This window comes from Microbacterium sp. LWH10-1.2 (assembly GCF_038397765.1).
GTDB lineage: Bacteria > Actinomycetota > Actinomycetes > Actinomycetales > Microbacteriaceae > Microbacterium > Microbacterium natoriense.
Map to the genome: position 1 here is coordinate 659152 of NZ_CP151638.1, position 11682 is coordinate 670833.

Genomic DNA, 11682 nt, shown 5'->3' on the forward strand with positions numbered 1-11682 from the left:
GCGTCTCGGCGCCCAGACAGGATCACCTGTGTAGTACCATCACTACATTCTGAATCGAGGTGCACGATGTTCACCATGAGCGCTCGAGAGTTCAATCAGTCCGTCGCGCGTGCGCAGCGCGTCGCCGACGGTGAGCCGGTGCTGATCACCAAGCACGGCGAGCCGGCGTATGTGCTGCTCAGCATCGAGGAGTACGAACGGATCGTTCCAGCCCGACCGGGGTCGATGCTCGAGCTTCTCGCGATGCATGATGACGACCTCGCGCACGACGACGGCGCGTTCGACCGCATCATCGACGAGATCGTCGCCGACCGGAAGAACGACTTCGGTCGCCCTCCGATCGAGTTCTGAGCGATGTATCTGGTCGATACGAACACCTTCTCCGAGGCGCGGCGCGGGGGAGAGATCGGAAGCGCTGCGCGGACGTGGATGGAAGGAGTGGACCCTGACGCCCTGCACATGAGTGCGATCACGGACTACGAGTTGGAGCTCGGAGTTCTCGGCCTTCACAGACGCGACCCGCAGCAGGCGAGGGCGCTCAGGCAGTGGTTGAGTGTGATCCGCCAGAGCCTCGGCCCGCGGATCCTCCCCGTCTCTCCCGAGATCGCGCGGACGTGCGCCGCGCTCAACGTGCCGAATCGGCGGCCGTGGGCGGACGCGCTCATCGCCGCCACCGCACTGCACCACGGGCTGACCGTCGTCACTCGCAACGAGAAGGACTTCGACGTCCCCGGGCTCGCGGTCATCAACCCCTTCTCGAGCTGATCGGCCGACGTCCGGCCCACGCGAGTACGCTCGATTCCGTGATCGAAGACATCAAGAAGCGCGCCCTGCACCGCACCAGCATCCTCGAGGGCCAGATGCGCGGAGTCGCGCGGATGATCGAGAACGAGGAGTACTGCATGGACATCATCACGCAGTCCCGTGCGATCCAGAAGTCCCTGGAATCCCTCAACAGGCTCCTGCTGGAGAACCACCTGCGCACGCACGTCACGCACATGTTCGAGGAGGGCGGCGACGAACGCGACAAGGCCGTCGTCGAGCTCCTCAAGGCGTTCGACTTCGATTCGAAGTAAACGACTTGATCGCACGTTGATTCGTAATCTCGCAACGGAAATCGTTGCGAGAAGCCCAACTTGCCTCGGTTTTCGCTGTACCTGGCGCGATTCGTGTGTTTGACTGTCCCCCAGTGATTCTCAATGGGGAGGCTTCATGCCCGATTCCACCGGCGGCGTCAGCATCGACGGCGTCACCAAGCTCTACGGCGCAGCCACGGCCGTCGACCATCTGACTCTCGACATCCGGCCCGGCGAGTTCCTCTCCCTGCTCGGGCCCTCCGGCTGCGGCAAGACGACGACGCTCCGGATGATCGCCGGGTTCGAGTACCCGGATGCCGGCGACATCCGCATCTCCGGTCGCAGCGTCCTCGACCTCCCTCCGCACAAGCGCGAGGTCAACACCGTGTTCCAGGCCTACGCGCTTTTCCCGCACATGACCGTCGCCGAGAACGTGGCGTACGGCCTGCAGCAGCGCAGGGTGCCCAAGGCCGAGCAGCGCGAGCGCGTCGCCGAGGCCCTCGACATGGTGCAGTTGCGCCGCTTCGCCGAGCGCAAGCCCACCCAGCTCTCCGGAGGGCAGCAGCAGCGCATCGCCCTGTCGCGCGCGCTGATCAACCGGCCCAGCGTGCTCCTGCTCGACGAGCCACTCGCCGCGCTCGACCGTCAGCTCCGCGAGGAGATGCAGCTCGAGCTCAAGTTGCTGCAGGCGAGGCTCGGCACCACGTTCGTCTTCGTCACCCACGATCAGGCTGAGGCGCTGTCGATGAGCGACCGCATCGCGGTGATGCGGGCCGGCCGCATCGAACAGCTCGCCGAGCCCGCGGAGATCTACGCCGAACCGGCATCCGCGTACGTGGCGTCCTTCATCGGACAGCAGAACTTCGTGCACGGCGCCGTGCGCGCCGACGGCTCCTCCCTCGACACCGGGATCGGCGTGATCGGCGGACGGTGGGGTGGCGAGAGGGTCGCATCGGGGCAGCCGGCGGTGGCCGCGATTCGGCCCGAGTACGTGCGCCTCGAGGCGGAGGGAGAGGCCGGCATCCCCGGTCGTGTCCTCGGGGTGTCGCACCTCGGCGAGACCCTGCAGGTCGCCGTGCAGGTCGGCGGCGAGTCCACCTTCCTCTCGAGGATGCCCGCCCCCACGGCGCCGCGGATCCAGGTGGATGACGATGTGCGCTGCGTATGGGATGCCGCGGACGTGCGGCTGTTCGCCGCCGACGGCATCCCCGCCACGGCGACGCACGTCATCGCGCTGCCGAAGGCCGCCGCATGACCGGGGCGCCCCCGGTGCGCGTGCTGGCGAACCGCGGAGCGGCGCACATCATCCGCACCGAGCTGACCAGGCGAGGGTTCCTCGCGACGGCGCTCGCCGCGACCGGGACGGTGCTCTTCACCGCGTGCGCTCCCGGCCAGGTCGGCGCAGCCCCGCAGGCTCACGGCGGTCCGCTCGAGGACAAGCTGTCGATCTACACGTGGAGCGACTACGACGCCCCCGAGATCCTCGAGGCGTTCAGCGCGAAGAAGGGGCCCAGGATCGTCGTCGATGCCTTCAACTCGAACGAGGAGCTGATCGCGAAGCTGGTCGCGGCGCGGGGCACCAGCGGATACGACATCGTCGTGCCCAGCGGCCTGTTCGTCACGCCGATGGCCGAGAACGGACTGCTCGAGGAGCTCGACCTCGACCTGATCCCGAACTTCGCCACGATGAATCCGAACTTCATCCATCGATCCTTCGACCCCGACAACAGGTACTCGATCTGCAAGGCATGGGGCACGACCGGGTTCGTCTACGACCGCCGCGTCATCTCCAGGGAGCTGACCGACTGGGCGGACTTCATCGATGCGGCGCAGAACGAGGCGTCGGGCAAGGTGTCGCTGCTCGACGATCCCGCTCCGATGTGCGGCATCTACTTCTGGTCGCACGGCATCGACTGGAACACCACGAGGAAGGCGGACCTCGACGCGTGCGAGAGATTTCTCGTGAAGGAGCTCGCCCCGCACGTCTCGACCTTCGACTCTGCGCCGGGAGGGCAGGTGATCCCGCAGGCCTCCGCCGCGCTCGTGCAGTCGTACAGCGGCGACGCGCGCACCGGCATGAACGAGTCCGACGACCCCGAACGCTGGCAGTGGGTGCTCGGCGCCCCCGCCACCGAGCTCTGGATGGACAACTGGGCGATCGCCAAGGGCGCACCGCACCCCGAGGCCGCCCACGCGTTCATCGACTTCATGATCGCGCCCGACGTGCAGCTCGCGCAGGTCGACTACATCGGCTACGACACGGGTGTGCAGGGCACGCAGAAGAAGGCGGAGGACGCCGGGCTCGAGAGGCTCGACATGGTCTACTTCGACGACACGCAGGTGGAGACGATGCACGAGCAGGAGTTCACCGAGGAGCAGGAGCGGATCGTCTCGATCTGGAACGCGACGAAGGCGGCCGCCGGTGCGTAAGCTCAGGATCCGCTTCGGCCTCGCCCTCCCCGCGTGGGTGTGGCTCATCATCTTCTTCCTCGTGCCGATCGGCGTGGTGATCTGGTACAGCTTCGGCTACAAGCCGAGCATCTTCGCCACGAACTCGAACGACAGGCTGTCGTTCGACCGCTACGTCGAGGCGCTGTCGCCGACCTTCTTCACGACGTTCCAGAACACGCTCTGGGTCGGCGTCACCGGCACGCTGCTGTGCCTCCTGATCGGCGCGCCCGTGGCCTACTGGATCGCGGTGAAGGCCGCGCCGTCGCGGAGGGGGATGCTCCTCGCCCTCGTCATGGTGCCGTTCTGGACGAACTTCCTGGTGCGGACCATCGGATGGCAGGTGATCCTCGCCCCCGAGGGGTGGCTCTCGCAGGCGCTGCAGTTCATCGGCGTCATCCCCGGCCCGCTCGAGATGCTCAACACCAGAGGGGCGGTGCTCCTCGGCGTCGTCTACAACTATCTGCCGCTGATGATCCTCCCGCTGTACGTCGCGTTCGACCGCGTCAGCGGACCGCTGCGCGAGGCGAGCAAGGACCTCGGCGCGAACAGCGTCACGACGTTCCTGCGGGTCACAGTGCCGATGGCGCGCCCCGGGATCATCGCCGGCATCCTTCTGGTGTACATCCCTCTCATGGGCGACTACATCACCGCGACCGTGCTCGGCGGCGCGAAGGGCAACATGGTCGGCCAGATCGTCGCCAGCCAGTTCCAGACGGCGCAGAACTGGGCGCTCGGTTCGGCGATGGCTGTGCTGCTCATCCTCACCATCGCCCTGTCGATCGGGGTGGCGGCGCTGCTGCTGTGGCTCGTCACGATCCCGGTGCGACGACGCAACCGGCTCATCCTCGGGGAGGCATCATGACCAGGCGCGGCATCGCACGACACCTTCTGCCGATCTGGGCGACTCTGGTGTTCCTCTTCCTGTTCCTGCCGATCATCGTGATCATCGTGTACTCCTTCAACGTCGGTCGGCTGCTCGTGTCGTGGGACCACTTCGGGTTCGACTCGTTCGCCGCCATCGTCACGAAGCCCGCGATCCGCGACGCCGTCCTGGTGTCTCTGCGCACGGGCCTGCTCGCGGCGGTCTTCGCGACCGCCCTGGGAACGCTCGCCGGCATCGCCATGGCGCGGACGCCCGGCAGGTGGGTCGGCTGGTTCCTGGCGATGCTGCTGCTGATCTCGGTGACGCCGGAGATCGTGGATGCGGTGGCGCTGCTGCCGTGGATGGTGTTCCTCGGGCAGGACCTGGGGATGAGCGTCTTCAACGACGGCACGGTGCGGCTCGTCGTCGGGCAGTCGCTGTTCTCCATCGCGATCGTGTCGTACATCGTGCGGGCGAGGCTGGTGGGTCTGGACGCGCGGCTCGAGGAGGCGTCCGCGGATCTGTACGCCCCGCCGTTCCGCACGTTCATGAAGGTGACGCTGCCGCTCGCGATGCCGGCCGTGCTCGCCGGATTCCTGCTCTCGTTCACACTCGGGCTCGACAACACCGTCGTCTCGGCGTTCGTCCAGGTCTCGGGCACGACCCCGTGGCCGGTCTACGTGCTCAGCGCACTGCGCAGCGGCCTGCGCCCCGAGATCGCCGCGGTGTCGACGATCATGCTGCTCGTGACGCTGCTGGCGCTCGCGCTGGTGGCCGTGGTGCTGAAGAAGGCCGGCGACTCCGCGACCGACATCGCCCGCACGATGGCGGGTGGCTGAGAGGTCACCTCCCGAACGCGAGAACTCCTCCCGAACCTGTGCGGCTCGGGAGGAGTTCTCTGCAACGGGTCAGCTCGCGGCGTGCTCGTCCGCGACGGTGAGGGCCTCGTCGATCGCGGACAGGCCGCGCACGAGCTCCTCTTCGGAGATGACCAGCGGGGGAGCGACGTGGACGCGGTTGAAGTGCGTGAACGGCCAGACGCCGGCCTTCTTCGCGGCGGCGGCGAAGGCGCCCATGGGCGCGGCATCCGCTCCCGAGGCGTTGAAGGGCACCAGCGGCTCTCGGGTCTCCCTGTCGCGCACCAGCTCGATCGCCCAGAACAGGCCGCGTCCTCTGACGTCGCCGACGCTCGGGTGCTTCTCGGCCCAGGATCGCAGCGTCGGCTCCACCACGCGGGCGCCGAGGTCGCGCACGCGCTCCAGGATGCCGTCACGACGGAACACCTCGAACGTGGCGACACCGGCAGCGCACGCGAGCGGGTGACCGGAGTAGGTCAGGCCGCCGGCGAAGGGCACGGTGTCGAACGCCTTCGCGATGGAGTCCGAGATGACGACGCCGCCGAGCGGGACGTAGCCCGAGTTCACGCCCTTCGCGAAGGTGATGAGATCGGGCTTCGCGTCGAACGCGTCGATGCCGAACCACTCGCCCAGACGACCGAAGCCGACCATGACCTCGTCGGCGATGTAGACGATGCCGTAGCGGTCGCACAGTTCGCGCACGCCCCGCAGGTAGCCGGGCGGCGGGATCAGGACGCCGTTGGTGCCGACGACGGTCTCGATGATGATCGCCGCGATCGTCTGCGGACCCTCGAGCTGGATGGTCTGCTCGAGGTGGGCGAGCGCGCGCTCGGCCTCCTGCTCCTGCGTCTCCGAGTGGAACGGCGAGCGGTACAGGTACGGCCCGAAGAAGCGCACGGCGCCGGAGTCGACGGTGTCGTTCGCCCAGCGCCGAGGGTCGCCCGTGAGCGAGATCGCCGTGGCCGTGGAGCCGTGGTAGCTGCGGTACATCGAGAGCACCTTGCGGCGCCCGGTCGACTGCCGCGCCATGCGCACGGCGTACTCGTTGGCCTCGGCGCCGCCGTTGGTGAAGAAGACCTTCTCCATGCCGTCCGGCGCGACCTCGGCGATGAGCCGTGCGAGCTCACCGCGCACGTCGTTCGCCACGGACGGCTGGATCGTCGCCAGGCGCCCGGCCTGCTGCTGGATCGCGGAGACGAGATCGGGATGCTGGTGCCCCAGATTCAGGTTCACCAGCTGGCTGGAGAAATCGAGGTAGGCGTTGCCCTGGTAGTCCCAGAACGTCGAGCCCTCGCCCGCGGCGACCGGAAGCGGGTCGATGAGACCCTGCGCGCTCCACGAGTGGAAGACGTGCCCGCGGTCGTCCGCACGCACCTGAGCCTCGGCAGCCGCGTCGGGCAGCGCGTGCGCGGCTCCGTGTCGGTCGGTGTAGTTCGTCATGTCGGTGCCTTTCGAGAACCGTGTCCGATCAGTGGTTGCTGGGGAAGCCCAGGTCGATCTGCGAGGGGGTGTGGTCGGGCCAGCGGGTGGTGACGACCTTGGACCGAGTGTAGAAGTGCACCGATTCGGGGCCGTAGATGTGGGAGTCGCCGAACAGCGAGTCCTTCCAGCCGCCGAAGGAGTACGCGCCGATCGGCACGGGGATCGGCACGTTCACGCCGACCATGCCGACCTCGATGTCGAACTCGTACTGACGTGCGGTGCCGCCGTCGCGCGTGAAGATCGCGGTGCCGTTGCCGTAGGAGTTGGAGTTCACGAGCTCCACGGCGTCTGCATAGCTCTCCACGCGGACCACGGAGAGCACGGGGCCGAAGATCTCGTCCTCGTAGACCTTCATGCCGGGACGGACGTGGTCGACGAGGCTCACGCCGATGAAGAACCCGTCGGAGTCGAACTGCTGAGTGGTGCCGTCGACGACGACGGTCGCGCCCTCGGCCGCTGCGCCCGTGACGTAGGAGGCGACGCGATCGCGGTGCTCGCGCGTGATGAGCGGACCCATCTCGCTCGCGGCATCCGTTCCGTCGCCGATCGTGAGCCCCTGGATGCGCGAGGAGATCGCGTCGATGAGGTCGTCGGCGACGTCGCCGACCGCGACCAGCACCGAGACGGCCATGCAGCGCTCGCCGGCGGATCCGTAGGCCGCCGAGATCGCGGCGTCGGCCGCGGCGTCGATGTCGGCATCCGGCATCACGACCATGTGGTTCTTCGCGCCGCCCAGCGCCTGGACGCGCTTGCCGGCGGCAGAGGCGCGCTGGTAGATCGAGCGGGCGATGGGGGTGGACCCCACGAAGCTGATCGCGTTCACGCGCGGCGACTCGAGCAGCGCGTCGACCGCCTCCTTGTCGCCGTTGACGACGTTGAGGACGCCGGCGGGCAGACCCGCCTCCTGGAAGAGCTTCGCGAGCCAGATCGCCGCCGACGGGTCCTTCTCGCTGGGCTTGAGGACGACCGTGTTGCCGCAGGCGATCGCGGAGGCGACCATCCACAGCGGCACCATGACCGGGAAGTTGAAGGGGGTGATCGCGGCGACGACGCCGACCGGCTGCTTCACGGAGTGCACATCGACGCCGCGGGCGACCTGCTCGCTGCGCTCGCCCTTGAGCAGGTGCACGAGACCGGCGGCGAACTCGACGTTCTCGATGCCTCGCGACACCTCGCCCGCGGCATCCGACAGCACCTTGCCGTGCTCGTTGGTGACGATCGCGGCGAGTTCGGGGGTGCGCTCCTTGAGAAGCTGGCGCAGGCGGAAGAACACGTCGGCGCGCTTGATCAGGCTCGTCTCGCGCCACGCGGGCAGAGCGGCGGCAGCGGCGGCGATGGCGGTCTCGACCTCGGCGGTCGACGCGAACGCGACCTCCCTGGCGACCTCGCCGGTGGCGGGGTTGAAGATCTTGCCGGTGCGGGCCGCCTCGGCGGTCTCCACTCCGTCGATGACGTGACGAACGATGTCCACGGTTCTCCTTCGAGCTGGAAGCGCTGATCGAACACTCTGACCGGGGTCCGATACGCTGATACTTCTCAATGATCACAGAGGGGAACAGCGATCAGCGATGTCAGAACGTCAGGACTTCGGCGCAGATCAGACAGATCGTCCGGCGCGACGGGATGCGCTGCTGACCGTGGCGGACGTGCTCGCCGAGCCGGTGCTGCAGGCAGGCTCTCCGGAGGTGATCGTCGGGGGACGAGCCCTCGATGCCGAGGTGCGCTGGGCGCATGTCTCCGACAGCGCCGCCGTCGCCCGTCTGCTCGACGGCGGAGAGCTGCTGCTCAGCACCGGGGCGGGGTGGCCGTCGGATGCGGGGGAGCTCCGCTCGTTCGCACAGGCGCTGCATCGTGCGGGGATCGCGGGCATCGTCGTCGAGCTCGGCTCCGGGCACGCGCGCGTCCCCGATCCCGTGATCGACGTGTGCGTCGAGGTGGAGCTGGCGCTGATCGCGCTGCACGCGGAGATCAAGTTCGTCACGGTCACCGAGGCCGTGCACCGGGCGCTGATCGCGGCGCAGACCGACGCGCTTCGTGAGCGCCAGCGACTGCACGAGCTGTTCACGGCGCTGAGCCTTCAGGGAGCCCCGGCCGACGTCGTGGTGTCGGAGACGGCGAAGGCGCTGGGCGCCCCTGTCGTCCTGGAGAACCTCGCTCACGAGGTGATCGCGCTGGAGGCGCTGCGGATGCCGGTGGCCGAGGCGCTGAGGGATCTCGGGGATGCCGATCGCGTCCCGGTGCAGGCGAGAGGGGTGCGGTGGGGGACGCTCCTGGCGCTGCCAGGACCCGCGCATCCTGCGGGTCGCCTCACAGTGCTGGAGCAGGGGGCGACCGCGCTCGCGTTCGGGTGCCTCGCCGACGGTGGCGACGCCGAGTGGTCGGTGCTCGCCCAGAGCGGCATCATCGACGACCTGCTGGGGGCGCGGTTCGCGAGCCCCGACGACATCGCCGCGCGCCTCGCCGCCGGGGGCTTCGCCGTCGCGGATCGACAGTGCCACGGAATCGTCGCTCGCGGCGCACGCTCGGCCAGCGAGCTCGCGTATCGCGCCAGGCAGGCGGGATGCGCCGTGGTGGCCGCCCGGGTGGGCGACGACGACGTGGCGCTGCTGTCGCTGCCGGCATCCGACATGCTCACCGATGAGCTGGTGGTCCGCATCGCGGGCGGCGAGCGGGCGGTCTTCGTCGGGCCGCCGGCCGACGGCGTGCTCGATCTGCTCTCCTCCCTCCGCGCCGCGCGCGACCTGGCGGCGAGCGATCGCTCCGACGCGGGCGCTCGGGTGCGTCGCGTCGACGATCGTCCGCTCGAGCGCCTGGTCGCCTCTCTGCGCGACGACCACCGCCTGCACGCGCACAGCGAGCGGATGCTCGCACCCCTCGTCGCGTACGACCGCGAACGCCGAGGCGATCTGCTCGACGTGCTCGGCGCACTCGTCGCTCATCCGGGAAACCGCTCTGCGGCGGCATCCGCCAGCCATCTCTCCCGGTCGGTGTTCTACCAGCGGATCACGCTGATCGGCGATCTGCTGGACGCCGACCTCGACGACGGCGAGACGCTCGCGGCGCTCCACCTCGCGCTGCTGGCGAGGCGGAGCACCGCGGGGAACTAGAGGACCCCCTGCGCGCGGGTCAGCACATCGCGAAGGATCTGCTCGATCTCGCGGAACTCGGACGGCCCGATCGTGAGCGGCGGTGCGAGCTGGATCACGGGGTCGCCGCGGTCGTCGGCACGACAGTACAGCCCCGCCTCGTAGAGCGCGGGGGAGAGGAAGCCGCGCAGCAGGCGCTCGGACTCCGCGTCGTCGAACGTCTCGCGGGTCGTCTTGTCCTTGACCAGCTCGATGCCGAAGAAGTACCCGTCGCCGCGGACGTCGCCCACGATGGGCAGGTCGCTGAGCTTCTCGAGCTCGGCGCGGAACAGGGGGGAGTTCTCCCGCACGTGCGCGTTGAGGTTCTCCTCGTCGAAGATCGCGAGGTTCTCCAGCGCGACCGCCGCAGACACGGGGTGCCCGCCGAAGGTGTAGCCGTGATAGAAGGTCGTGTCGCCCTTCGAGAACGGCTCGTAGATGCGGTCGCTGACGATGGTCGCGCCGATCGGGGAGTAGCCGCTGGTCATGCCCTTGGCACACGTGATCATGTCGGGCACGTAGCCGAGTCCCGTGCACGCGAAGGTGTGGCCGAGACGACCGAAGGCGCAGATGACCTCGTCGGACACGAGCAGCACGTCGTACTTGTCGCAGATCTCGCGGACCCTGGCGAAGTAGCCGGGAGGCGGCGGGAAGCATCCGCCGGAGTTCTGCACGGGCTCGAGGAACACCGCGGCGACCGTCTCCGGGCCCTCGAAGAGGATCATCTCCTCGATGCGGTCGGCGGCCCAGCGGCCGAACAGCTCGATGTCGTCAGACGGCGCGCCCATCTCGGCGGCGCGGTAGAAGTTCGTGTTCGGCACGCGGAATCCACCGGGGGTGACCGGCTCGAACATCGCCTTCATGGCGGGGATGCCGGTGATCGCCAGAGCGCCCTGCGGGGTGCCGTGGTAGGCGACCGCGCGCGAGATGACCTTGTGCTTGGTGGGCTGGCCCATCAGCTTCCAGTACTGCTTGGCGAGCTTGAAGGCGGTCTCGACCGCTTCGCCGCCGCCCGTGGAGAAGAAGACGCGGTTCAGGTCGCCCGGCGCCTCCTCGGCCAGCCGATCGGCGAGCTCGATCGCCGCGGGGTGGGCGTACGACCACAGCGGGAAGAAGGACAGCTCAGACGCCTGCTTCGCCGCAGCCTCGGCGAGCCGGCGACGGCCGTGACCGGCGTTGACCACGAACAGGCCGGCGAGGCCGTCGAAGTACTCCTTGCCCTTGGAGTCCCAGATGCGGTGGCCGTCGCCCTTGACGATGATGGGCACGCCCGACTTCTCCATCGTGGACTGCCGGGTGAAGTGCATCCAGAGGTGGTCTTTGGCCATCGCCTGGAGTTCGGCTTCGGTGGGTGTGGTGCTCATCTGGTCCCCCAGTTGTAGAGCTGCTTCTGCAGCTTGGCGTAGATGAAGGTCTCGGTCGACAGGACTCCGTCGATCGGTCGGATGCTGTCGTTGATCAGCGCGAGCAGATCGTCGTCGTCCTCGCACACGACCTCGGCGAGGATGTCGAACGAACCGACCGTGATCACGACGTAGTCGATCGCCTCGATCGCGGCGATCTCCTCGGCGACGACCCGGGTGTCGCCGGTCACGCGGATGCCGATCATCGCCTGCCGGCTGAAGCCGAGCTGCATCGGATCGGTCACCGCGACGATCTGCATGACCCCGGAGTCGGTGAGGCGCTGCACGCGCTGGCGGACGGCGGCCTCACTGAGGCCGACGACGCGCCCGATATCGGAGTACGAGCGGCGCCCGTCCTCCTGGAGCAGCTCGATGATCGTCTTGGAGACGTCGTCGAGGGTGGGGAGCTTCTTCGTCGAACCCATG

The 11682-nt window shown here is 68.4% G+C and carries 12 protein-coding genes; 8 read left to right on the forward strand and 4 right to left on the reverse strand.

Features of this window, described 5'->3' with window-relative positions:
• The first annotated feature begins 75 nt into the window (after positions 1–75).
• The 7 genes from MRBLWH10_RS03100 to MRBLWH10_RS03130 all read left to right on the forward strand — a co-directional run bounded on the left by MRBLWH10_RS03100 (position 76) and on the right by MRBLWH10_RS03130 (position 5228).
• Complete coding sequence (locus MRBLWH10_RS03100; protein WP_341941591.1) at positions 76–351, forward strand: type II toxin-antitoxin system prevent-host-death family antitoxin; 276 nt, start codon at positions 76–78, stop codon at positions 349–351.
• Positions 352–354: 3 nt separating this feature from the next.
• Positions 355–765 (forward strand): type II toxin-antitoxin system VapC family toxin, encoded by a 411-nt coding sequence (locus MRBLWH10_RS03105; RefSeq protein WP_341941592.1) that lies wholly within the window; start codon positions 355–357, stop codon positions 763–765.
• A 38-nt stretch (positions 766–803) separates the two neighbouring features.
• The gene (locus tag MRBLWH10_RS03110) at positions 804–1076 is read left to right on the forward strand and encodes a metal-sensitive transcriptional regulator (RefSeq protein WP_105672353.1); all 273 of its coding nucleotides are present in this window, start codon (positions 804–806) and stop codon (positions 1074–1076) included.
• A gap of 136 nt (positions 1077–1212) precedes the next feature.
• Complete coding sequence (locus tag MRBLWH10_RS03115; protein ID WP_341941593.1) at positions 1213–2331, forward strand: ABC transporter ATP-binding protein; 1119 nt, start codon at positions 1213–1215, stop codon at positions 2329–2331.
• Positions 2328–3506 (forward strand): spermidine/putrescine ABC transporter substrate-binding protein, encoded by a 1179-nt coding sequence (locus tag MRBLWH10_RS03120; protein WP_341941594.1) that lies wholly within the window; start codon positions 2328–2330, stop codon positions 3504–3506. The genes MRBLWH10_RS03115 and MRBLWH10_RS03120 overlap by 4 nt, the downstream gene beginning before the upstream one ends.
• Positions 3499–4389 carry an ABC transporter permease gene (locus MRBLWH10_RS03125; protein ID WP_105672350.1) on the forward strand — a complete coding sequence of 297 codons (891 nt, stop codon included), beginning with the start codon at positions 3499–3501 and terminating at the stop codon, positions 4387–4389. The genes MRBLWH10_RS03120 and MRBLWH10_RS03125 overlap by 8 nt, the downstream gene beginning before the upstream one ends.
• A complete protein-coding gene (locus tag MRBLWH10_RS03130; RefSeq protein ID WP_105672349.1) occupies positions 4386–5228 on the forward strand; it encodes an ABC transporter permease in 843 nt (280 codons plus the stop codon). Before MRBLWH10_RS03125 ends, MRBLWH10_RS03130 begins: the two co-directional genes overlap by 4 nt.
• Before the next feature lie 69 nt (positions 5229–5297).
• On the opposite strand, the gene MRBLWH10_RS03135 is transcribed toward MRBLWH10_RS03130, so the two are convergent.
• On the reverse strand, positions 5298–6686 hold the full coding sequence (locus MRBLWH10_RS03135; RefSeq protein WP_341941595.1) for an aspartate aminotransferase family protein: 1389 nt from the start codon (positions 6684–6686) through the stop codon (positions 5298–5300).
• 28 nt (positions 6687–6714) lie between these two features.
• On the reverse strand, positions 6715–8199 hold the full coding sequence (locus MRBLWH10_RS03140) for a CoA-acylating methylmalonate-semialdehyde dehydrogenase (RefSeq protein ID WP_105672347.1): 1485 nt from the start codon (positions 8197–8199) through the stop codon (positions 6715–6717).
• Positions 8200–8296: 97 nt separating this feature from the next.
• Between MRBLWH10_RS03140 and MRBLWH10_RS03145 the strand changes: the two genes are divergently transcribed.
• Positions 8297–9835 carry a PucR family transcriptional regulator ligand-binding domain-containing protein gene (locus MRBLWH10_RS03145; RefSeq protein ID WP_341941596.1) on the forward strand — a complete coding sequence of 513 codons (1539 nt, stop codon included), beginning with the start codon at positions 8297–8299 and terminating at the stop codon, positions 9833–9835.
• Here MRBLWH10_RS03145 and MRBLWH10_RS03150 read toward each other — a convergent pair.
• Both MRBLWH10_RS03150 and MRBLWH10_RS03155 read right to left on the reverse strand, forming a co-directional pair.
• A complete protein-coding gene (locus tag MRBLWH10_RS03150) occupies positions 9832–11217 on the reverse strand; it encodes an aspartate aminotransferase family protein (RefSeq protein WP_105672345.1) in 1386 nt (461 codons plus the stop codon). The two genes, MRBLWH10_RS03145 and MRBLWH10_RS03150, sit on opposite strands and share 4 nt — an antisense overlap.
• Complete coding sequence (locus MRBLWH10_RS03155; RefSeq protein WP_105672344.1) at positions 11214–11681, reverse strand: Lrp/AsnC family transcriptional regulator; 468 nt, start codon at positions 11679–11681, stop codon at positions 11214–11216. Before MRBLWH10_RS03155 ends, MRBLWH10_RS03150 begins: the two co-directional genes overlap by 4 nt.
• Between the last annotated feature and the right edge of the window lies 1 nt (position 11682).